The sequence below is a fragment of the Bacillus sp. SD088 genome, assembly GCF_017355205.1.
Taxonomy (GTDB): domain Bacteria; phylum Bacillota; class Bacilli; order Bacillales; family Bacillaceae_C; genus Lederbergia.
The window spans coordinates 65,222-87,397 of the sequence record NZ_JADIJK010000024.1 but is presented as its reverse complement, the minus strand read 5'-3'; the positions used below and the strand labels follow the sequence as shown (position 1 = coordinate 87,397).

General features: G+C 40.4%; 20 protein-coding genes and 1 other annotated feature. Of the genes, 14 read left to right on the top strand and 6 right to left on the bottom strand.

The genetic code is table 11. The features are described from left to right. Nucleotides 1–23: 23 nt before the first annotated feature. The 13 genes from IPU53_RS19015 to IPU53_RS18955 all read left to right on the top strand — a co-directional run bounded on the left by IPU53_RS19015 (nucleotide 24) and on the right by IPU53_RS18955 (nucleotide 16,727). The gene (locus IPU53_RS19015; protein WP_207452568.1) at nucleotides 24–1,631 is read left to right on the top strand and encodes an extracellular solute-binding protein; all 1,608 of its coding nucleotides are present in this window, start codon (nucleotides 24–26) and stop codon (nucleotides 1,629–1,631) included. A 32-nt stretch (nucleotides 1,632–1,663) separates the two neighbouring features. After that, on the top strand, nucleotides 1,664–2,989 hold the full coding sequence (locus tag IPU53_RS19010) for a sulfatase-like hydrolase/transferase (RefSeq protein WP_207452567.1): 1,326 nt from the start codon (nucleotides 1,664–1,666) through the stop codon (nucleotides 2,987–2,989). A gap of 478 nt (nucleotides 2,990–3,467) precedes the next feature. After that, nucleotides 3,468–4,367, top strand: a complete 900-nt coding sequence (gene ilvE / locus IPU53_RS19005) for a branched-chain-amino-acid transaminase (protein WP_207452566.1) — start codon at nucleotides 3,468–3,470, stop codon at nucleotides 4,365–4,367. A gap of 106 nt (nucleotides 4,368–4,473) precedes the next feature. Then, nucleotides 4,474–6,138, top strand: coding sequence for a dihydroxy-acid dehydratase (ilvD, locus tag IPU53_RS19000; protein ID WP_207452565.1), 1,665 nt, complete (start codon nucleotides 4,474–4,476; stop codon nucleotides 6,136–6,138). 83 nt (nucleotides 6,139–6,221) lie between these two features. Next, nucleotides 6,222–6,465: a binding site (T-box leader), on the top strand. 254 nt (nucleotides 6,466–6,719) lie between these two features. Further along, complete coding sequence (gene ilvB, locus IPU53_RS18995) at nucleotides 6,720–8,441, top strand: acetolactate synthase large subunit (RefSeq protein ID WP_207452578.1); 1,722 nt, start codon at nucleotides 6,720–6,722, stop codon at nucleotides 8,439–8,441. Next, entirely contained in the window at nucleotides 8,438–8,965 is a 528-nt protein-coding gene (ilvN, locus tag IPU53_RS18990) for an acetolactate synthase small subunit (protein WP_207452564.1), read from the top strand. The genes ilvB and ilvN overlap by 4 nt, the downstream gene beginning before the upstream one ends. Nucleotides 8,966–8,986: 21 nt before the next feature. Beyond that, a complete protein-coding gene (gene ilvC, locus IPU53_RS18985) occupies nucleotides 8,987–10,018 on the top strand; it encodes a ketol-acid reductoisomerase (protein ID WP_207452563.1) in 1,032 nt (343 codons plus the stop codon). Then, nucleotides 10,005–11,549, top strand: a complete 1,545-nt coding sequence (locus IPU53_RS18980; protein ID WP_207452562.1) for a 2-isopropylmalate synthase — start codon at nucleotides 10,005–10,007, stop codon at nucleotides 11,547–11,549. The genes ilvC and IPU53_RS18980 overlap by 14 nt, the downstream gene beginning before the upstream one ends. Before the next feature lie 146 nt (nucleotides 11,550–11,695). Further along, entirely contained in the window at nucleotides 11,696–12,760 is a 1,065-nt protein-coding gene (gene leuB, locus IPU53_RS18975; RefSeq protein WP_207452561.1) for a 3-isopropylmalate dehydrogenase, read from the top strand. 10 nt (nucleotides 12,761–12,770) lie between these two features. Continuing rightward, complete coding sequence (gene leuC, locus IPU53_RS18970) at nucleotides 12,771–14,186, top strand: 3-isopropylmalate dehydratase large subunit (RefSeq protein WP_207452560.1); 1,416 nt, start codon at nucleotides 12,771–12,773, stop codon at nucleotides 14,184–14,186. Further along, nucleotides 14,183–14,767, top strand: a complete 585-nt coding sequence (gene leuD / locus IPU53_RS18965) for a 3-isopropylmalate dehydratase small subunit (RefSeq protein ID WP_207452559.1) — start codon at nucleotides 14,183–14,185, stop codon at nucleotides 14,765–14,767. The genes leuC and leuD overlap by 4 nt, the downstream gene beginning before the upstream one ends. Nucleotides 14,768–14,917: 150 nt before the next feature. Continuing rightward, nucleotides 14,918–15,454, top strand: a complete 537-nt coding sequence (locus IPU53_RS18960) for an RNA polymerase sigma factor (RefSeq protein ID WP_207452558.1) — start codon at nucleotides 14,918–14,920, stop codon at nucleotides 15,452–15,454. Further along, nucleotides 15,447–16,727, top strand: a complete 1,281-nt coding sequence (locus IPU53_RS18955; RefSeq protein WP_207452557.1) for a DUF4179 domain-containing protein — start codon at nucleotides 15,447–15,449, stop codon at nucleotides 16,725–16,727. The genes IPU53_RS18960 and IPU53_RS18955 overlap by 8 nt, the downstream gene beginning before the upstream one ends. 70 nt (nucleotides 16,728–16,797) lie before the next feature. Here the strand turns inward: IPU53_RS18955 and IPU53_RS18950 are convergent, their stop codons facing one another. From IPU53_RS18950 to IPU53_RS18925, 6 genes are all read right to left on the bottom strand, one after another. Continuing rightward, complete coding sequence (locus IPU53_RS18950) at nucleotides 16,798–17,103, bottom strand: hypothetical protein (protein WP_207452556.1); 306 nt, start codon at nucleotides 17,101–17,103, stop codon at nucleotides 16,798–16,800. A 243-nt stretch (nucleotides 17,104–17,346) separates the two neighbouring features. Then, entirely contained in the window at nucleotides 17,347–17,532 is a 186-nt protein-coding gene (locus IPU53_RS18945) for a hypothetical protein (RefSeq protein ID WP_207452555.1), read from the bottom strand. Nucleotides 17,533–17,593: 61 nt separating this feature from the next. Further along, entirely contained in the window at nucleotides 17,594–18,274 is a 681-nt protein-coding gene (locus tag IPU53_RS18940) for a hypothetical protein (RefSeq protein ID WP_207452554.1), read from the bottom strand. Beyond that, complete coding sequence (locus IPU53_RS18935) at nucleotides 18,271–19,149, bottom strand: ABC transporter ATP-binding protein (RefSeq protein ID WP_207452553.1); 879 nt, start codon at nucleotides 19,147–19,149, stop codon at nucleotides 18,271–18,273. Before IPU53_RS18935 ends, IPU53_RS18940 begins: the two co-directional genes overlap by 4 nt. After that, entirely contained in the window at nucleotides 19,146–19,505 is a 360-nt protein-coding gene (locus IPU53_RS18930) for a GntR family transcriptional regulator (RefSeq protein ID WP_207452577.1), read from the bottom strand. Before IPU53_RS18930 ends, IPU53_RS18935 begins: the two co-directional genes overlap by 4 nt. 86 nt (nucleotides 19,506–19,591) lie before the next feature. Then, nucleotides 19,592–19,864 (bottom strand): hypothetical protein, encoded by a 273-nt coding sequence (locus tag IPU53_RS18925; RefSeq protein WP_207452552.1) that lies wholly within the window; start codon nucleotides 19,862–19,864, stop codon nucleotides 19,592–19,594. On the opposite strand from IPU53_RS18925, the gene IPU53_RS18920 reads away from it, so the two are divergent. After that, the gene (locus IPU53_RS18920) at nucleotides 19,863–22,046 is read left to right on the top strand and encodes an MMPL family transporter (protein WP_207452551.1); all 2,184 of its coding nucleotides are present in this window, start codon (nucleotides 19,863–19,865) and stop codon (nucleotides 22,044–22,046) included. The genes IPU53_RS18925 and IPU53_RS18920 overlap by 2 nt on opposite strands. The last annotated feature ends 130 nt before the right edge of the window (nucleotides 22,047–22,176 follow it).

The following is a 22,176-nucleotide window of genomic DNA, read 5'->3' as shown; positions in this document are numbered from 1 at the left end:
TTGTTGATTGGGGGAGTAAAAAAATGAAGAGACAAGTATGGTTGTTTATTGTAATAGGGATAGTTCTAATGGGTATAATGACCGCATGTAGTTCAGATGCCCCAGCAGGCTCTGGGAAAGAAGGAAATACTTCTAAAAAAGAAGTCCAAACAGAGGGAGAAAATGTTTCATTGAAGATGCTAGTTTCTAGATCACCTGTACATGCTGATTATAAGGATATGCTCGTATGGAAGGAATATGAAAAAATATCTGGTATTCATATAGATTGGGAGTTAGTGCCTGATACGAATTTTGTTGAAAAGCGTAACATATTGCTGGCTAGCGGAGACTACCCTGATGCAATTTATCGTGCCCAACTAAATAATTCTGATATTGCGGCACGTGGAAGCGATGGCATCTTTATCTCCTTAAATGATTTGATTGAGGAGCATGCCCCAAACTTGGTGAAGCTATTCGAGAAATACCCTGAAGTTAAGGCTGGTATTACCCAAGCTGACGGAAATATATATTCTTTACCTTTCGTCAGTGATTTTCAATCTGCAAATTATGGCGCAAAACTATTTTTGAATAAGAAGTGGATGGATAGGATTGGAGCAGATGAGCCTACTACGACAGACGAGTTGTATCAACTGCTTAAGGATTTTAAAGAAAAAGACGCCAATGAGAATGGACAAAATGACGAAATACCTATAACAGGAACTGAAATTGCATCAATTGAAAATGCATTGAAAGGATTTTGGGGACTAGGTAATCGAGGGGGTGCCCATCCAATGGTTGATATAGATGAGAGTACAAATGATTTGCGATTCATACCTACTGCAGATCAATACAAGGAAGTGCTGGAATATCTCGCCAAGCTCTATAAGGAAGGATTAATTGACAAGGAAATATTTACAATGGATACTTCCAAGCTAACAGCCAAAGGTGAAGATGATACAGTAGGTGCCTTCATTTTTGCAAATCCTGTACCTATAGGTCAAAAAACAAAAGATGATTATATTGGTTTGCAAGCATTAAAAGGACCACATGGTGATCAATTAATATCATCCCTCAATCCAGTTTTGCGCAATTCAGGAGCATTTGTCATTACCAATGTAAATAAATATCCAGAGGAAACGATGGAATGGGTAGACTACTGGTACTCTGAGGAAGGAATGAAGCTATTCTTTATGGGAAAAGAAGGAGAAACTTTTACAAAGGTTGGAGAAGATGAGTACCAATATGTTGATGATATTGTTTCTAATCCACAAGGCTTGACATTAGATGAAGCAGTAGGACAGTATTTGGCATGGCCGGGGGCAGGTCAGCCAACTGTACAAACAGAGAAGTTTTCCAAAGGCGGAGCAAGTTATCCTTCTGCAATAGATGCAACTTCCAAGGTAAGTGATTACTTTCCAAATGAAATTTGGCCGCAATTTACTTATACCCAGGAAGAATCCGATCTGTTGGCTTCTACTGGAAACGATTTAACAACGTATGTCGATGAAATGAAAGTAAAATTAATTACCGGTGAGACTCCATTCACTGAGTGGGATAAATATGTGGATACGTTAAACAAAATGGGCTTGGATGATTATATGGATGTGTATAGTCAAGCCTTTGGGCGTTTCTCTAAGTTGAATAATGAGTAAAGTCAACAATCAAGGAGGGAATCTAAGCTGCTATGGGTAAAAAGCGACCAAATTTTATTATATTTATAACCGATGATCAGGGGTATGGTGATTTGTCTTGTATGGGTTCGAATGATATTCGGACCCCTCATATTGATCGTTTAGCGAATACAGGTGCTCGATTTACAGATTGGTATGCGGCAAGCCCTGTATGCTCGCCATCAAGAGCCGCTCTTTTAACCGGACGTTATCCCGGTAATGCTGGCGTTCGTTCGATCCTCGGAGGAAAAAGAAAAACTAGTGGTTTATTGCCGGAAGTGCCTACGATTTCCTCAGAATTAAAGGCCCTTGGATACCGAACCGGATTATATGGTAAGTGGCATCTAGGCCTTCGAGAAGATTGCCGCCCGGATAGCCAAGGGTTTGATGAGTGGATGGGCTTTATGGCAGGCTGTATCGACTATTATTCTCATATTTATTATTGGGGACAGCCGGACAATCCGATTCACGATCTCTGGGAGAATGGGAAAGAGATTCATAAGGATGGGCACTATTTTACTAATTTAGTTACAGATCATGCAGTTGATTTTATTCGCCGAAATGCCGGAGAAGAGGAGCCCTTCTTCCTGTATGTAGCGTACAATGCCCCACATTATCCCATGCATGCTCCAGAAAAATATACGGAACGTTTCGCTCATTTACCATGGGATCGAAGAATGATGGCGGCGATGCTTAGTGCTGTGGATGATGGTGTAGGTGATATTGTTGCGGAAATAGAGCGGAAAGACATTCTAGATAACACTTGTATTTTTTTTCAAAGTGACAATGGGCCTTCAAGGGAATCGCGTAACTGGCTTGATGGTACAGAGGATTTATACTATGGCGGTTCAGCTGGAAAATTAAAAGGACATAAATTTAGTCTTTATGATGGAGGAATCCGCGTTCCTGGTATCTGGAACTGGCCTGCAAAAATCCCAAGAGGGCAAGTAATAAGTGAGCCTTGCTGTGCTATTGATGTTTTCCCAACCATGATTAAAGCTGCAGGGGGCTCACTAGAAGACCTTGAGATTGACGGAGATGACATTATGCCTGTTCTTACAGAGAGAGCAACGCCTGAGCGTAATATCTATTGGGAAATGGGCGCACAGACGGCTGTGAGGAGTGGCAAATGGAAGCTGGTCCTTAATGGGCAACTAGAAGAATTTGAACCGCCAACTACAGATAACGTTCATTTATCAGATCTAGAGAAAGACATTGGAGAAAAAACGAATTTACAGGCAGAATATCCAGATGTGACAATGAAGCTAATGCATGATGCGGAACAATGGCGTAAGCAAATTGAAATGCGTTGGGAACAGGAATGGAAGCTCAAAAGTTAACACTTATTAAAATTAGACTAAAAGTCAATAAGAACGAGGCTGGGGCATAATTAAAACGTTGAGCTTCAGGACGAACAATGTATACCTTAGCATATACTCCCTGCGGGGACTGAAATTTCAGCAAGACCCCGGATAAGGAGGCTTGCTACTCGCCCGCGGAAAGCAAGTTATATTTCCGGAGCGGGTATATGAACCTAGTAGTTCGGTTTTGTCTTGTGTGAAAACACTTTTGTCTCAGCCTCTTTTCTTATGTAGACAAATATCAGAAAAAATGTCGAAAAATCTTTCTTTTTTTTCGTTTTTTTTTGTGGTTGATGCGATCGCATTGAAAACGGATTCATAGGGAAGGAGACGGTTTTTAAAAGGGAAAACATTCTGAAAATCCCTTGACCTTTCGCCAATACCGCGGTATTATAGGAACAATTTAATAAATCAAAACTAACTGAAAAATAAATATCTGAAGAGAGGGGCGAATAACTTGAGTGAACAATTGATCTTCCTCAACGGAGAATTCGTAAAAAAAGAAGCCGCCGTTGTGTCTGTATATGATCATGGATTCCTTTATGGAGATGGAATTTTTGAAGGAATTCGTGCATATTCAGGAAATATCTTCCGCTTAGATGAACATTTGACACGTTTGTATGACTCGGCGAAGTCCATCATGTTAACCATTCCGTATTCAAAAGAGGAAATGACTAACATTGTTGTAAAAACACTCCGCCAAAATGAGCTCAATGATGGCTATATTCGCCTCGTAGTATCTCGTGGTGTAGGAGATCTTGGTTTAAATCCTTATACATGTGAGAAACCAACCGTATTGGTTATTGCTGAACCATTACGCATTTATCCTAAAGAACTATATGAAACCGGACTTGAGATTATTACAGTTGCAACAAGGCGTAATCGATCTGATGCTTTAAGTCCGATGGTGAAATCACTAAACTATTTAAATAATGTATTAGTTAAAATTGAAGCCTCATTAGCCGGTGTTTCCGAAGCTCTGATGTTAAACGACCAAGGTTATGTTGCAGAGGGATCGGCTGATAATATATTTATAGTGAAAGACGGAAAGTTAAAAACACCGCCTGGCTATGTGGGAGCACTAGTCGGAATTACAAGAAATGCTATAATGGAATTAGCCCAAGCAAAGGGTTACGAAATGATCGAAGGCATTTTTACAAGACATGAAGTGTACACAGCTGATGAAGTATTTTTAACCGGTACGGCTGCAGAAGTCATTCCTGTTACAAAAGTGGATGGTCGTATTGTGGGAGATGGAAAGCCAGGACCAGTCACTAGTGATTTGTCAGAAAGTTTTCGCGAATCAACTGTAACAGATGGTGTCAAAATTCATGACGAGTCGTTAAATGTTGGCTAAGACAATTATAAAATTTTCAACTTGTTAATAATTAAGTTGAAATTCATTGTTAACGTCCATCAAGGTGCTTTTGTTCAGAAACTGTCATAACAGGAGATGTAATAAATTGAGAAGTGATATGATCAAAAAGGGGATTGACCGTGCCCCGCATAGAAGTTTATTATATGCTACAGGTCTTAAAACAAAAGATTTAGAGAAACCCTTTATAGGTGTTTGTAATTCATATATTGATATTATTCCAGGACATAAGCATTTAAATATTTTTGCAGAAGTCGTAAAAGAAGCGATTTGGGAAGCAGGCGGTGTCCCATTTGAATTTAATACGATTGGTGTAGACGATGGGATTGCGATGGGACATATAGGCATGCGTTATTCTCTACCAAGCCGAGAAATTATCGCAGATGCAGCAGAAACGGTCATTAATGCTCACTGGTTTGACGGTGTATTTTATATTCCAAACTGTGATAAGATTACTCCCGGCATGTTGATGGCTGCATTTAGAACCAACGTTCCATCTATCTTTGTATCAGGTGGACCAATGGAAGGCGGTATGTCATCTGATGGGAAGCCACTCACATTGACTTCTGTTTTTGAAGGTGTAGGGGCCTTCCATGCAGGGAAAATGTCAGAAGACAAACTTCTCGATATCGAACAAAATGCGTGTCCAACTTGTGGATCTTGTTCAGGAATGTTTACAGCCAACTCCATGAATTCTTTGATGGAAATGCTTGGTGTAACAGTTCCAGGTAATGGAACGATTGTAGCGACCTCCAATGAACGCCACAAATTAATTAAAGAAGCGGCAAAGAATCTGATTCGGATGGTGAAAGAAGATGTAAAGCCGCGTGACCTGGTCACAGATCAAACGATTGATGATTGTTTTGCACTTGATATGGCAATGGGGGGCTCAACGAATACGGTTCTTCATACATTGGCCATCGCTCATGAGGCAGGTCTAGATTATGACTTATCCAGAATTAATAAAGTGGCTGAGCGGGTTCCTTACTTAGCAAAAATTGCTCCAGCTTCTGATTATACGATGCAGGATGTGCATGATGCTGGTGGAATAAGTGCAATTATTCGTGAGCTATGTGAAATTGGCGCAATCGAGAGAGATCGAATGACTGTAACAGGAAAAACAGTTTATGAAAATGTGAAAGACCATGAAATTAAGAATCCTGCAGTCATAAGACCGAAAGATAACCCATATAGTCCTGTAGGAGGCTTATCTATTTTATATGGAAATATCGCCCCAAATGGCGGTGTTATAAAAGTAGGAGCTGTTGATCCGTCGATTAAAACTTTTACAGGAAAAGCGGTTGTGTATGAGTCACAGGATGCTGCTCAAGAAGGCATCAACAATGGCACTGTGAAAGCTGGAGACGTAGTCGTCATCCGCTATGAAGGCCCTAAAGGTGGACCTGGAATGCCGGAAATGCTCTCACCAACATCGGCAATAGCTGGTAGAGGACTTGATAAGGATGTTGCCTTACTTACAGATGGAAGATTTTCCGGAGCATCGAGAGGGATTTCCATAGGTCATATCTCTCCAGAGGCAGCTGAAGGCGGCCCGATTGCTTTAGTGGAAGATGGAGATGAAATTGTCATTGATCTCACCAACCGATCCATTCAATTGAATGTCGACGAAGAGGTATTGGCAGAACGTCAAGCGAACTTAAAGCCGTTCGAACCTAAGATTAAAAGGGGATATTTAGCTAGGTATTCTAAATTAGTCACTTCTGCTAGCACAGGTGGAGTTATGAAAATATAGAATAATACAAGCGAAAGAGTAAAGACTACATTTTAAATATAGTGTATGTTCAAAAAAGGGCTTTACTCCTTTTTGAACAATAACGAAAAGCAATGAAAAGGTAAAAATGAATGGATCCACTGCATTACCAGAGAGTCGGAACTGCTGGAAACCGACAATGCAGCCATTTGTGACATCGCCTTGGAGCAGGTACCCGGAAAACAATTGTGATTATGGGTACACGGGGATTTTCAAGTTCTCGTTATCAATGAGTGGCATTCGTCGCTCCTAAGTCAGTGAATTTCACTGAAAAGTAGGGTGGTACCATGAAGTTTTTTCATCCCTGCATAAAAGGTTCTCCTTTTGTGTGGGCTGAGAAAACTTTTTTTATTTATAGCAATTAGAAGAAGCCTATGAATTCATTAGTGTTACGACTACAGATGTAAGAGTGCAGAGGAAGAGCCAAGCAATTGCATTTTCTTAAAATGGCTAGAATTTTTTCGCAAATCGGTGAATTTTATGCATGAATGGTCGGATTTATGATATGTTTAAAAAAATGATAATTTGAAAGGATGAAGCTTGCAGTGAGTATGGGAATCCAAATGGAAGCAAATAACCAAAATACAGCCACTGAAGCCAATGGAAAGACGAAGAGCGGAGCAGATTTATTTATTGAGACATTACAAAAAGAGAATGTTGAAGTGATTTTTGGTTATCCAGGAGGGGCCGTACTCCCAATCTACGATGCCCTGCATAAAAATCCTATGAATCATGTGTTGACAAGACATGAACAAGGAGCTATTCACGCGGCAGAGGGATATGCGCGAGTAACTGGAAAACCTGGAGTAGTCATCGCTACATCTGGTCCTGGAGCAACTAATTTAGTGACAGGGATCGCAGATGCTATGATGGATTCATTGCCTCTTGTAGTGATCACAGGCCAAACTGCAAGCTCGCTACTAGGTACAGATGCTTTCCAAGAATCAGACATTGTCGGGATTACAATGCCGATTACCAAGCATAGCTACCAAGTTAAAGATTTAAAGGACATTGGACGTATTGTGAAAGAAGCATTCCATATTGCTTCAACTGGTCGCCCGGGACCTGTTTTAATTGATATCCCGAGGGATATCGCCACCCAGTTGGCTGGTGAATATCCAGAAGCAAGTATACAGCTACCAGGATATCAACCAACAACAAAACCAAATTATTTACAATTGCAAAAGCTTGCGACTCTCATGAGTAATGCGAAAAAGCCATTAATTTTAGCTGGGGCAGGGGTCTTATTTGCAAAAGCAAACAAAGAGTTTCAAACATTTGTTGAAAAAACGGGCTATCCTGTTGTCAATACTCTACTAGGTTTAGGCACAATTCCTGGTACCCATGAACAATTTTTAGGGATGGGGGGCATGCATGGAACGTATACGGCGAATATGGCGATTACCGATTGTGACTTACTGATTAATATTGGGGCACGATTTGATGATCGCTTGACTGGGAATCTTAACCACTTTGCTCCGAATGCAACAATTGCTCACATTGATATTGATCCTGCTGAAATTGGCAAAAATGTACCGACAACTGTTCCAATTGTTGGAGACGCAAAGGTTGTGTTGAAAGAACTTCTGGGAATGGAATTCAATCTTCCTGATATTTCCGAGTGGATGAAGCAATTGCAGGAAAATAAGGAAAAGTATCCATTTAAAAAGCCTAGTTCATCTGAAGGAAGCCTTTCATCACCACATGTGATTGAAATGATTCATGAATTGACAGATGGAGAGGCAATCGTGACAACCGATGTTGGGCAGCACCAAATGTGGGCAGCTCAATATTATGTCTTCAATGATCCCCATAAATGGGTAACATCTGGAGGGCTAGGAACAATGGGCTTTGGTTTCCCCGCTGCAATTGGAGCACAATTAGCAGCGCCCGATAAAACAGTTGTCGCTATATCGGGGGATGGCGGATTCCAAATGACGTTACAGGAATTGTCCGTTGTAAAAGAACTAAATTTGCCAGTGAAGATTGTCATTATCAACAATGCTTGTTTGGGAATGGTTCGTCAGTGGCAAGAAAAGTTTCATGGAAAACGTTATTCGCATTCTTTAATCCCTGAACAGCCTGATTTTGTCAAATTGGCAGAGGCTTATGGGATAAATGGCTATAGGTGTTCAAATGCTGAAGAAGCTAAAAAGGTATTGGAAGAAGCCATTCATTTTCCAGGACCTGCATTAATTGATTGCCGTGTGGTTCAGGAGGAATTGGTTTATCCAATGGTTCCATCTGGAAAGGGACTTCATGAAATGATTGGGGTGGGAGAATGAAAACGACGAAACGAGTTCTTACCGTAACAGTCAATAATAATAGTGGGGTATTGAATCGAGTCACGGGATTATTTGCAAAAAGACAATTTAATATTGAAAGTATCACGGTGGGGCCTACTGAAAATCCAACTGTTTCAAAAATCACGTTTATTGTGCCAATTGATGACCCGGCAAAAATGGAACAGTTAGTGAAACAATTACAGAAACAAATTGATGTACTGAAGGTTTCAGATATTACCGATAAATCCATCGTGACAAGAGAATTAGCTTTAATTAAAGTACAGTGCCCACCACCTGTTAGAAGTGAGGTGTATAGCATTATTGAACCTTTCAGAGCGACAGTAATAGATATGGGGCAAAATAATATCACTGTACAAGTAACTGGAGAACCTAATAAAGTGGAAGCATTCATTGAGTTGCTAAAGCCATATGGCATTAAAGATATATCTAGAACAGGGGTTACAGCCTTTGTCCGCGAATATCAAAAGCAAGAATCAACACACCTATCTATCTTACAATTATAAAAACTAGGAGATGAATTAAAAATGGCAAAAGTATATTACAATAACGAAATCGATGAACAAATTCTAATAGGCAAGAAGATTGCAGTTCTAGGGTATGGATCACAAGGTCATGCGCATGCAACTAATTTAAAGGAAAGTGGCTTTAATGTTGTAGTTGGTGTTAGACCAGGAAAGTCCTTTGACCAAGCGGTTGAAGATGGTCATGAAGTATATTCGGTTCGCGAAGCTTCTGCTCAAGCGGATATTATTATGATTCTTCTTCCAGATGAGCGCCAAGTCGATGTTTATGAAAATGAAGTGAAGCCTGAGCTTACGGAAGGAAAATCATTAGTTTTTGCTCACGGTTTTAATATTCATTTTAATCAAATCGTACCTCCAACAAATGTGGATGTATTCCTTGCAGCTCCAAAGGGGCCTGGACATCTTGTTCGTCGTACATTTGAACAAGGAGCAGGAGTACCTGCATTGTTTGCGGTATACCAAGATGCAACTGGAAAAGCAAGAGATATTGCTCTAGCTTATACAAAAGGAATTGGAGCTGCTCGAGCTGGTGTTCTTGAAACAACATTTAAAGAAGAAACAGAAACAGACCTTTTCGGAGAACAAGCGGTACTTTGTGGTGGAGCGACTGCACTTGTCAAAGCTGGATTCGAAACTCTTGTAGAAGCTGGTTATCAACCAGAACTTGCCTACTTTGAGTGCTTGCACGAATTGAAATTGATTGTTGATCTTATGTACGAAGATGGTATTGCAGGTATGCGTTACTCCATCTCTGATACAGCACAATGGGGAGACTTTGTATCTGGACCGCGTGTTGTCGATGCAGCTACAAAAGAGCGTATGAAAGACATCCTAGATGACATCCAAACAGGTAAGTTTGCGAAAGGCTGGATCCTAGAAAACCAATTGAACCGTCCAGAGTTTAATGCCATTAATCGTCGCGAAAATGAGCATTTGATTGAGAAGGTAGGTCAAGAACTCCGCGAAATGATGCCATTTGTGAAAGCAGGTAAAAAGAAATCCAAGGAAGTGGCATCAAGTGCGAAAAATTGACATCTATGATACTACTTTGCGTGATGGAGAGCAATCTCCAGGTGTCAATCTGAATTCTATCGAAAAACTTGAAATTGCGAAACAACTAGAAAGACTTGGGGTAGACATTATTGAGGCGGGGTTTCCCGCCGCATCCCCAGGGGATCTAGAATCGGTCAGACAAATTGCATCAACAGTCAAGAATTCGACTGTGACAGGTCTAGCTAGAACCGTAAAATCGGATATTGATGCAGCATGGGAAGCTTTGCAGGTAGCTGAAAATCCAAGATTGCATATCTTCATTGCTACTTCACCAATTCACATGACACACAAGCTAAAGAAAACACCTGAACAGGTTGTTACTACAGCTGTAGAAAGCATTCAATATGCAAAGCAGTTTTTTCCACGTGTGCAATGGTCTGCGGAAGACGCCTTTCGTTCAGATCGTGAATTCTTAGCTCATATTGTGGAGCAAGCAATCATAGCAGGTGCTTCCGTTGTCAATATTCCTGACACAGTAGGCTATGCTACGCCCCAGGAATATGGGGCTTTGTTTAAATTTTTGAAAGAAAATGTTCCCAATATTGAACAGGCCAAGTTGTCAGCTCATTGTCATAATGATTTAGGGATGGCTGTTGCCAATACATTAGCTGCGATTGAAAACGGAGCTGACCAAGTAGAAGGAACGATTAACGGCATTGGTGAAAGAGCAGGGAACGTTGCTTTAGAAGAGGTGGCGGTTGCTCTCTATACAAGGCAAGATTTCTATGAAGATATTAAAACAGATTTAACACTAAATGAGATTAAACGCACTAGTCAGCTTGTTAGTAAATTGACTGGTATGCATATACAAGCGAATAAAGCCGTTGTAGGGAAAAACGCTTTTGCTCATGAATCAGGCATTCATCAGGATGGTGTATTGAAAGAGCCAACAACCTACGAAATTATTACCCCTGAATTAATTGGAGAGACATCAAACAATCTAGTAATGGGTAAGCATTCTGGCCGTCATGCGTTTCAAGATCGTGCTAAATTACTTGGATTTGAGTTAGATCAAGATAGCTTGGACAGTGCTTTTAAAGAATTCAAGCATTTAGCGGATCGTAAAAAGGAAATGACGAATGACGATTTGTGGACGATTTTAACAAATGAACAGTTGAAAGAGTCTGATACTTCTGTATTTGATCTAGAAAGAGTGGGTATACAGTATGAGTCAGAGAAAGACCCATCTGCAATAGTGATTGTGAAAAAGCCTGATAAATCTGTGGCAAAGGAAACGACAAGCGGCTCTGGTAGTGTTGAGGCGATTTTCAATGCACTTGAAAAGGTCGTTGGAGAAAAAGTCCATGTATTGGATTATCGGGTTACCTCGATCGGAGAAGGAAGAGACGCTTTAGCAGAAGCTGTGGTAAATCTTTCTTTTCGAGGTGAAGAATTGACGGGGAGAGACTCTGTCCAAGATGTACTCGAAGCATCCGCAAAAGCCTACCTAAATGCAGTCAATCGCAGTCTACTATCAACCCATATGAAAGAATTAATGAAGTCAGTATAAACTTAATTTCGGGAGGTGCCTGGCACGTCCCGAAATTAAGTTTATGCCTATAGTCATTGGACGTCCGGTGGGGATGCATCCATGTATATAAATTGTGTCGAAATGTAGTTTTACCTTATTGTAATTATGTTTGGGGGTTATGAGGTTTGAAGAAGCAAATAGCGGTATTACGTGGTGACGGAATAGGAAAAGAAGTAACAGATGCAGCAATTGCTGTTTTGGAGACAATCGGACGTCGCTTTAATCATGAATTTGAGTGGAAACAAGGCCTTATTGGTGGGAGCGCAATTGATGAAGCAGGGCAACCTTTACCAGACGCGACAATTCAACTTTGTGAAGAAAGTGATGCAATTTTGCTAGGAGCAGTAGGTGGTCCAAAATGGGACCAAAATCCATCCCATTTACGACCTGAAAAGGGACTTCTACAAATTCGGAAGCATTTTGAATTAAGTGTTAATCTTCGGCCTGTTAAGGCTTATCAAAGTTTACTTGCGGTTTCTCCTTTGAAGGAAGATGTTGCAAAAGACGTGGATATGGTGATTGTCCGAGAGCTTACGGGTGGCCTTTACTTCGGGGAACCAAGTCATCATGATGACGAAAATGCAGTAGATACACTACAATATAGCCGTGAAGAAATTGAGCGTGTCGTTGTGCATGCATTTGAATTAGCGAAGCAGCGACGTGGCAAGCTGAATTCTGTAGATAAAGCCAATGTGCTTGAATCAAGTAAGCTATGGAGAAAAGTTGTAGAAGAAGTGGCAAAGAGATATCCAGAGGTAGAGTATGAGCATACGATCGTGGATGCTGCTGCAATGAAACTGATTACGTACCCATCTACCTTTGATGTAATCGTAACGGAAAATATGTTTGGTGATATTTTAAGTGACGAAGCATCTGTTATCACAGGTTCACTCGGGATGTTACCATCAGCAAGCCTGCGGGTTGATGGCTTTGGCCTGTATGAGCCTGTACATGGATCAGCTCCTGATATCGCTGGTCAAAATATTGCCAATCCAGTCGGAGCGATTTTATCGGCAGCAATGATGCTCAGAAGTTCCTTTGGTTTGTTAGAAGAAGCCGATACGATCGAGGCAGCTGTGCAAAAGATTCTTGAAGCAGGTTATTGTACAAGTGAATTTAAGAATATTGGTAGAGAAGTATTGTCGACAACGGCTATGACGGAAAAGATTGTGAATGAACTTGAAGGGTGAGGTGAGGAAATTGGGCAAGACCATTATTGAGAAAATTTGGGAAAAACATGTTGTTGATCGAGAAGAGGGGAAGCCTGATTTACTATATATCGATCTTCATCTTGTGCATGAAGTTACTTCTCCACAAGCCTTTGAAGGCCTTCGCTTGAATGGACGTAAAGTAAGAAGACCTGATTTGACTTATGCGACCATGGACCATAATGTACCCACTCGTTTAAATGAAGTGGTGTCAGATCCTATTTCAAAAAAACAAATGACAACTCTTGAAAGAAACTGTGCAGATTTCGGTGTTCCATTAGCCGGAATGGGACATCCAGATCAAGGAATTGTCCATGTAATTGGTCCTCAACTTGGTTTAACGCAGCCGGGAAAAACAATTGTCTGTGGGGATAGTCATACTTCGACCCATGGTGCTTTTGGTGCTTTGGCGTTTGGAATTGGCACAAGTGAAGTGGAACATGTACTTTCCACACAAACACTATGGCAACAAAAACCAAAAACAATGCAAGTCAAAGTGAATGGAGAACTTGGTACTGGCGTAACGTCTAAAGATTTGATTTTAGCAATTATTGCTAAATACGGTGTAAATGTTGGAACTGGTCATATTTTTGAATATACAGGGGAAGCCATTCGAAATTTAACAATGGAACAACGGATGACGGTTTGTAATATGTCGATTGAGGCTGGAGCGAAAGCTGGTTTGATTAGCCCAGATGAAACGACCTTTACCTATCTAGAGGGACGTGAGCATGTTCCAAGTGGTGAAAAGTTCGAAGAATTGAAGCGCGAATGGCGCGATTTGGCAACAGATGATGATGCTGTATATGATGCAGTAATTGAAATTGATGCATCTGAAATCGAACCATTTGTTACTTGGGGCACAAATCCTTCCATGGGTGTTGGGGTTTCCAATCAAGTGCCGAAACCAGAAGATGCTAAAAGTGATTCAGAAAAAGCGGAAATTGAACAGGCGTTGGAATATATGGGTCTTCAAGGTGGTACAAAAATCGAAGATATCGAGATCCAATATGTCTTTATCGGTTCTTGTACTAACTCAAGACTTGAAGATTTGCGAGCGGCTTCCAAGGTTGTTGCTGGTAAAAAGGTGAAGGAAAGCGTCAATGCGATTGTTGTTCCTGGTTCTAGAACAGTGAAGCTACAGGCAGAGCAGGAAGGATTGGATCAAATATTCCTTGATGCAGGTTTTGAATGGCGTGAAACTGGTTGTAGTATGTGTCTAGCGATGAATGCGGACCAAGTTCCAGCAGGGAAACGCTGTGCTTCCACCTCTAACCGTAACTTTGAAGGACGTCAAGGAAATGGCTCTCGTACACATCTTGTCAGCCCAGCAATGGCAGCTGCTGCAGCGATTGCCGGCCATTTTGTTGATGTACGTAACTTCACAAAAGAGGGGGCGACAGCATGAAGCCGATTAAAGAAGTAACAAGTGTTTTAGCACCGCTTGAACGTGCCAATGTTGATACAGACCAAATTATTCCAAAGCAATTTTTAAAACGGATTGAGCGAACTGGTTTTGGAAAATATCTATTTTATCACTGGCGTTTCAATGATGATGGAACGGAAAAGCCTGAGTTTGTTTTAAATAAACCAGAATACAAGGGAACAGAAATCCTTGTTGCCCGTGAAAACTTTGGTTGTGGCTCATCTCGTGAGCATGCCCCATGGGCTCTTGGGGATTATGGATTCCGGGTTGTGATCGCCACAAGCTTTGCGGATATATTTTATAATAATTGTCTGAAAAACGGCATCTTAGCAGTCCAACTGCCAGCTGAACAGATTGAAGAACTTTTAGCAGCTGGAAAAGAAAAGTCATTAACCGTGACTGTTTCCTTAGAGGATGAAACAATTACAACAGCAGATGGCGCTGTCTATTCCTTTACCACAGATCCTTATCGTCGGGAAATGCTTTTAAATGGTTGGGACGAAATTGCTTTAACCTTGCAGTTAGAAGATAAAATAACTGAATATGAAAATGCACAAGCTTAATAAGAAACTTTTTAGAAAACGACTTACTTGGGAAAATACCTGAGTAGGTCGTTTTTTTATGCATCACTCGTTATAGTAAAGAGTAGTGATTTTTAAAAGAAATGAACTTTTCTATCTTGTACCGACTCTTATACGTAGTGAGGTGAAGAGATGAATGTAAGCCGGCTGGTGAAGAAAGCAAAGAGAGGAAGCAAGAATGCGTTAGTTGAACTGATTATGACTGAAAAAGATGCATATTATCGTTTAGCCCTGACCTATACAGGAAATCAGCATGATGCCCTAGAGGCCATGGATGAAATGATCGTGAAAGTATATGAAAATATTAATCAATTAAAAAGGAATGAAGCATTTTTTGGTTGGAGCAAAACGATTTTAGTGAATACCTGTAAAGCAATGATTCGAAAAAGAAAACGGGTTGTGTTGACAGATGATTTTTCAATGGTCGCGGAGAATCAGCTTTCAACAAAGGATCCATATGAACAGTCAGAGCAATATATGGTGATAGAGGAATTACTGGATCATATTAATGGGCATCAAAAGGAAGCTATTCAATTAAAATATTTTCATGACCTTGATTACCAAACCATTGCTGAGATGACCAATGTGTCGGTTGGAACAGCCAAATCACGAGTTTTTAATGGTTTGAAGAAGTTAAGAGAGCATTATGGAGGTGATAAGCATGAGTAAGATTGAAAAACAATTAGAGAAAGGAATAGATCAGCTGAAATCTGTGACCGCTCCTAAAGAGCTAGAAGATCGATTAAGAAAGGCACTCGATCATACCCCGAATAGGAGACGGAAATCACGTGTTTGGCTTGTGGCAGCCGCGCTTGCATTTTTTACCCTTTTCGTTGGCTATCATTATAATGCATTCGCTTTTTATGGAAAAAAATTAATCGGTTTTGATGAGGTCATGACAGGGACGTTACAAAATTTAAATGAACAAGGGGTGGGGCAAATCATTGACCAATCAACTGATTTAACAGAGGGGAGCCGGCTGTATATAGATGGCGTAATGGCCGATGAAAATCAATTGGTTTTATATTATACAATCAAAAATCCTGATGGGCTTGATAATGAAAATCTTCCACATTTACGCAGCATAACCGGCTTTTTAACGAATTCTTATACTGTTAGTGGAACGGCTTGGCTGAATGACAGTAAGACAGAAATAAAAGGAATGCAAACCTTTAACCCTGTCAATGCCTTTTCTAAAAAGTTAACTTTACATTTTTGGGAGATTCTTGATAATGAAAAGCAGATTGAGAGAAACATCACCTTTACTTACAATCCAAACAAAGCTTTCCGAGCAGAATTTAAACAGCCATTGAAAAAGACAGTCAAGGTAGATAAGGGAGAGGTCAGATTTCAATCGATTATAGCTTCCCCAACAATTACGATGATTAAAGGAAGATTAAAGGTTGAGAATTTTGATAGGGTTCCACTAGCCTTAGAAGGGATTGAATTAATCGCCAATGGTCAGCCACTTGAACAACTTGGCAGTGGCATTACTACTAGCCTTAGGGGGAGCAAGTTTGAATTGCGTTATGATGCCCTTCCTGATGAACTTGAGTCTTTACAGCTTGTTATGAAGGAGTTTGTTGGCTATCAGCCACTGAACGAAAAAATTCCGCTTACTGAGGTTGGGAATGGATCTATTGAGATGGGCGGGGAAACTTTGAATATACTACACATTCATCGAGAAAAGAGTCAAGTAAAAGTGACGATCGCTACTGCTGAAGATGTCATGCTTGAGGGGGTGTTGCTCGAAAGTGGTGGAGGGGTGACCCCGTTGCAAACAACGGTTAACCAAAAGGAAAGCAAACAAGCAAATGGAGATATTTTGAAAGAACGGACTCTAGTATTTACAACGGAAGATCCCCCGGAACATTTAGTCATTAAAGGGATGCACTATATGAAAGAATATCAAGAGAAAGTGGAAATTCCTGTCTCAAAGTAAAGATCGAGTGTGCCCATACGTCGGATATGGGCACACTCTATAATAAGGAATAAGGCTTAGCAGCTAGCGATTATGAATAATTGTTTTCTTCCTTACTATAAAATTCATAGGCGAAATATCCAAATAGGAAGCCAATTCCAGCCCCTAAACTAATTGTAGTAGGTAGAGAGATTGAGGAAAACATACCAAAGACTATACCAATAGCAGCACCAAAGAGCATGCCCATTGGAATTAAACTAACCAATAAATTTTGAGCACCTTTTGTTTCTTTTTTTCCAAGGGTACCTTGATTATATTTATGTTGGAGCCTTTTAATGACAAACACTACGATTCCGCCGACAATTACAAGGGGCGCAATTGCAATAAATATCCCCATGTTACAATCTCCTCTCACTTTTAATCAGATTAGCTTAGCTATTTAAAGTTTATCCCGTATTGATCTTAATGAAGATCGCCACGGGACAGGTAAACAACCTAGGCATCGGAGGAATTGTTATACCAATTCCCCGATTTTACTGGTGGATGCATCTAAATCCTTGCGTAACATGCACCTCGTAAAGCTATACTCTTGCTATATGGATTATTAGATCCGAAATTTTACAATTATGGAGCGTGATAATTAAATCTTTTCATTCCTCTGGTTTTTCTTGTCACTTTTGATGAAGAGGGTAGTCATTAAAACCAGGAAAATAGGTACTAAACTCCATAAAAAGAATCCCCAATTTTGTGTCACTATAGAAAACATTAAGAAAAAGGCTAATGCTAAAACTGAAATATATACAGTGCGCTTTTGATATTTGTTCATTCTGCACATCTCCTTTTTAAATTATTAAAATCATGCTTTTTAAATGGTTCATTAGAAAAATCTAAACCGCCGTTCTCCGGATAATCAGAAAGGAAACGATCGCGTACAAAAGTGATAATGGGATAAGCCACATACTCAATTGAAAAGCAGTATGTTGTGTGAACCACTGAAATAGATCCACCCACGCCTTATAATAAGTGATTAATAGTACAGCGAGCGTGATTGAAAAAAGGGACGAAAGACCAAGGATTAAGAACCCTTTAAGAGCGAATCTTTTTGTAAAAATGGCAATGAAGAGACCTAAGAAAAAGAAATTTGCAAAGCCAAGAAAGTAGACGACTAATTGTTCAAGGATATTTCCATCATTGAGGTAGGGGAATTTGAAAAAAATTAGAGTGTTTCCCCAGCCCTGTGTAACATGTTCGGCCATTCCAAGCACAATATAGAGGATAGCAAATAGCACGCTTGAACGGAGTCCTGTTAAGCCAAAGCTAATAAAATAATCGGTTCTCCGTACGGACATCCCCATCGCATAGGCAAAGGTTTGATTAAATCCAGCAACTCCCATCACAAACATATAGACGAGAATGTAGCTAAAGCCTGTGATCATTATTTTTTCAACGCCTGGAATCAAAAGCCCAATTGTCAAGCCGAAGAGAAAGCTTACACCTAAAATGATGAACGCAATATAGAGCCATGCCCTATCTTGACTGTGTATTTTTAAGGCTCGTTGAATACTCATGAAGACATCCTCCCTTCAGGTCTCGATTTCGTTAAATAAACAATAAGCTGTTGTAAGGAAACAGGTGAAACCTCAAGTCCCCACTGTGTGGCTTGGGATTTTCCATCTCCGATTAAGGTCGCTGTCATCGTCCCGCCCATTCTATCTTCCTGGATCACGTCTTTTCCTTTTATAAATGATTCAACTTGAGCGGATAAGCCCGTCACCGCATATGCGAGTCCACGTAACTCATCAGAGTCACGATCAATGAGAATTTTCCCTTGATCAATGACAATCACATGCTCGAGTAAGTTACTGACCTCATCAATTAAATGAGTAGATAGAATAATCGTACGAGGATGATTTCCGAAATCCTCAATTAATTGATCGTAAAATATCTTTCTTGCAATGGCATCAAGGCCTAGATAAGGCTCATCAAAAATAGTGAGAGGTGCCCGGCTTGCAAGCCCAATTATGATGCCAACTGCCGAATGCATACCGCGTGATAATTTCTTGACTCTTTTCTTGAGCGGCAGATTAAATTCCTTTATGAGCTCCATAGCATACGCCTGATCCCAATTTTGAAAAAGGGAGGCGGAAACCTCTATTACATCGCGGACCCGAAAATTATCCGGATACTTTTGACTTTCCTTAATAAAACAGATTTTCTCCAAGACCTTTTGGTTTTCATAAGGCTGTTCACCAAATACGCGCAAGTCCCCATTAGTAGAAAAGATATGAGCCGTAATCAGCTTCATTAAAGTTGTTTTCCCAGCCCCATTTCTTCCTAGTAATCCATAAATTTTATTTTCCTCTATAGAAAGATTGATATCATCAACAACCTTGCTATCTTCATAATTTTTTATCAGGTGTTGGATGTCAATAATTGTTGTCATGCTTGCTCCTCCCCTCTTTGTACCATCTCGGTTAGCTGTTCAATCGTCATCCCTAACTTTTTGGCTTCCTGAATCATGGTGACGACATACTGCTCGTAAAATTGTTCTTTTCGCTTTTCGATCACTTTTGCATGTGCTCCTTCTGCAACGAACATGCCAATCCCTCGCTTTTTGTATAAAATCCCTTCCTCCACCAATAAGTTAACGCCTTTTGCGGCTGTTGCAGGATTGATTTTGTAAAATGTAGCAAATTGATTCGTGGAAGGCACTTGATGCTCTTCTAAAAGTGCACCTTCCATAATGTCATCTTCGATCCGTTCAGCTATTTGCAGAAAAATAGGCCGCCCATCGTCCATTAACTGTTTCACAACTTCACCACCATATTGGTTAGTTACTTATGTAATTAACCATATAACGATATCAAAATAATGTCAAGGTATTTTTAAAAAATAGGCTGTGCGTTAGGACAGTAATAAACTGATGCAATGGCTAATAAAAGAGGGGCGACGGCTAATAGGCTTGTCGTGACAGCTAATAGAAATGACTTAATGACTAATAGGATCATCATAAGGGCTAATAGACTGATTGGGATGGCTAATAGATCACTGTAAGCCTGAGAATAGGTGATGCTCACTCGTAATCTGTCATTCACACCCCGTTCATATTGGATTTTTACAATCGAGCTAGAAAGAAAGAGTAGGAGATGAGTTGACATGCTTCGTCCGTTTCGAAAAATTGTTCAATTTGCAAGTAGCTCTAAAGGGGCAAAAATCACTCTGCTTGCTTGGCTTGTTGTCGTGGCTATATTGAGTGTCATCGCGCCAGGAGCCAAGGAGTATGCAGGAAGTAGTAAGGAAATGAGCGTGAAGGAGAATCAGCCTTCAGAGATCGCCGAGCAAATCATGGAGGAACAATTTCCTTCAGATGATGGGGTACCAGCTTTACTTGTATTCCATCGCGATGGCAACATCACAGATCAAGATCGAGAAAAACTGACAGAGTTAAGTGAATGGTTAGCATCTAATGATCGACCTCGGGATGTATCAAGCGCGTTACCGTACCATCAATTTCCAAAGGATATTCAAGATCAAATGTTTTCTGAAGATGGATCGACACTTTTATTTAATCTTTCTATGAAGCCTGACTTGGATTCTGACAAAACGTTAGTCGCACTGGATCAAATTCGTGATAAGGTAAAGGAAATTGGACTAGATGAATTGCAATTTGAAATTACGGGTCCAGCGGGCATTTCGGCGGATACGATCTCTCTATTTCGAAATGCGGATTTCGTTTTAATGTTAGCAACGGTGGTCTTGATTTTTATTATTTTAATCTTGATTTACCGCTCCCCGTTATTGGCGTTAACACCATTAGTAATCGCGGGAATTGTCTATGGTGCAGTCGATCGGATTTTGGGTCTAGCTGGAAAAAATGATTGGTTTACCGTGGATAGTTCAGCAAATTCTATTATGCTTGTCTTGTTATTTGCGGTTCTCACCGATTATAGTTTGTTTGTATTTTCAAGATATCGTGAGGAATTAAGCAAGCAAGAATCGAAGTATGATGCGATGGGGGAGGCAATTTATCATGTCTCAGAACCGATTGTGTTTAGTGGTGGGACCGTGTTTTTAGCGATGCTTACCCTATTTACGACCATCTTCCAACCGTACAATCATTTTGCGCCTGTTTTTTCGGTTGCAGTGGTCGTGATTTTAGTGGCAGGCTTAACTTTGATCCCAAGTATTTTTGCCCTAATGGGGCGAAAAGCTTTCTGGCCATTTATACCAAAAGTGGAAAAGAAGGAGAAGAAAGAGAAGGGGATTTGGCATAAAATTAGTCAGCTCGTCAAAAAGCACCCAGCTGTTATGGGAGGCTTACTGCTTATTGTTTTACTAGTAGGTATCTTCAATTTTACCTCGATGAAGTTCTCGTTTAACTTGCTAAAATCCTTTCCAGAGGACATGCCTTCTCGGCAAGGATTTGAATTATTAGAAGACAATTATCCTGCGGGGCAACTAGCACCTGTCACCATAATTTTAAAATCATCGAAAGAAATCAAAGTAAATGAAGAGTTGGTCGAGCAAGTGAATCAATTTGAAAGTCTACTGAAGAAACATAAGGGGGTAGACTCTGTTTCGCCAAGTCTATCGACAGAACTGCCGAAAGAGCCTGAAGATTTACCACGGAATTTTCTGGCCGATTCGCAGCAGGCCCTAAAGTTGCAAGTGGTCTTAGCGGAGAATCCATATAGTGTGGAGGCTTTGGATACGGTGCAGGATTTACTTGATTCAAGTGAAAAGATGTTAGAAGAGAGTGGTTTTACATCTTCTGATGTGGAGCTGCACTACGCGGGACAGACGGCACAGCAATTAGATGTGCGCACAATGAATCAACGCGATATGATTGTATTATTTTCACTCGTAACCATATTACTAACCGTCATTCTTGGCTTTCAAACGAAATCTGTTCTAATGCCGATTCTAATGATGGGAACGATTCTATTATCCTACTTTGCTTCCCTAGGTTTCAGCTGGTGGATTTTCAAGCATGGGTTGGGATATGACGCGATTAGTTATCGATTGCCGGTGTATACCTTTGTCTTCATGGTTGCCCTTGGGATTGATTATAATATTATGCTCGTTTCTCGGATCCGTGAAGAAGCGTTAAAACTGCCTTGGAAGGATGCGGTGGCGAAAGGTGTTTCAGTAACAGGAGGCGTCATCTCATCTGCAGGTCTGATTCTTGCCGCCACGTTTGCTGTACTTATGACACAGCCTTTACAAGAACTGTTCTTATTCGGATTTACAATGGCGCTAGGAATTCTCTTAGATACCTTCTTAATAAGAGGCATCTTCCTACCATCTATTTTGATTCTAACCCATGGTAAGAATAAGTGACTGATTATACAGACAGAGTGTTGTTAGAAACACTCTGTCCGTTTCTCTCTAGCAAAAATCCAAATTTAGCACAAGCTGCTTAGAAAAATAATCATCGGTTTGCTTCCTAACAAAGATACGGTAAAGTTAA

Bases quoted from the DNA above. Each gene is read 5' to 3' on its own strand.
- IPU53_RS19015 (WP_207452568.1), top strand. From the start codon at position 24: ATGAAGAGACAAGTATGGTTGTTTATTGTAATAGGGATAGTTCTAATG.
- IPU53_RS19010 (WP_207452567.1), top strand. From the start codon at position 1,664: ATGGGTAAAAAGCGACCAAATTTTATTATATTTATAACCGATGATCAG.
- ilvB (WP_207452578.1), top strand. From the start codon at position 6,720: ATGGAAGCAAATAACCAAAATACAGCCACTGAAGCCAATGGAAAGACG.
- ilvN (WP_207452564.1), top strand. From the start codon at position 8,438: ATGAAAACGACGAAACGAGTTCTTACCGTAACAGTCAATAATAATAGT.
- ilvC (WP_207452563.1), top strand. From the start codon at position 8,987: ATGGCAAAAGTATATTACAATAACGAAATCGATGAACAAATTCTAATA.
- leuD (WP_207452559.1), top strand. From the start codon at position 14,183: ATGAAGCCGATTAAAGAAGTAACAAGTGTTTTAGCACCGCTTGAACGT.
- IPU53_RS18960 (WP_207452558.1), top strand. From the start codon at position 14,918: ATGAATGTAAGCCGGCTGGTGAAGAAAGCAAAGAGAGGAAGCAAGAAT.
- IPU53_RS18955 (WP_207452557.1), top strand. From the start codon at position 15,447: ATGAGTAAGATTGAAAAACAATTAGAGAAAGGAATAGATCAGCTGAAA.
- IPU53_RS18950 (WP_207452556.1), bottom strand. From the start codon at position 17,103: ATGGGGATATTTATTGCAATTGCGCCCCTTGTAATTGTCGGCGGAATC.
- IPU53_RS18945 (WP_207452555.1), bottom strand. From the start codon at position 17,532: ATGAACAAATATCAAAAGCGCACTGTATATATTTCAGTTTTAGCATTA.
- IPU53_RS18940 (WP_207452554.1), bottom strand. From the start codon at position 18,274: ATGAGTATTCAACGAGCCTTAAAAATACACAGTCAAGATAGGGCATGG.
- IPU53_RS18935 (WP_207452553.1), bottom strand. From the start codon at position 19,149: ATGACAACAATTATTGACATCCAACACCTGATAAAAAATTATGAAGAT.
- IPU53_RS18930 (WP_207452577.1), bottom strand. From the start codon at position 19,505: ATGGACGATGGGCGGCCTATTTTTCTGCAAATAGCTGAACGGATCGAA.
- IPU53_RS18920 (WP_207452551.1), top strand. From the start codon at position 19,863: ATGCTTCGTCCGTTTCGAAAAATTGTTCAATTTGCAAGTAGCTCTAAA.
- IPU53_RS18925 (WP_207452552.1), bottom strand. From the start codon at position 19,864: ATGTCAACTCATCTCCTACTCTTTCTTTCTAGCTCGATTGTAAAAATC.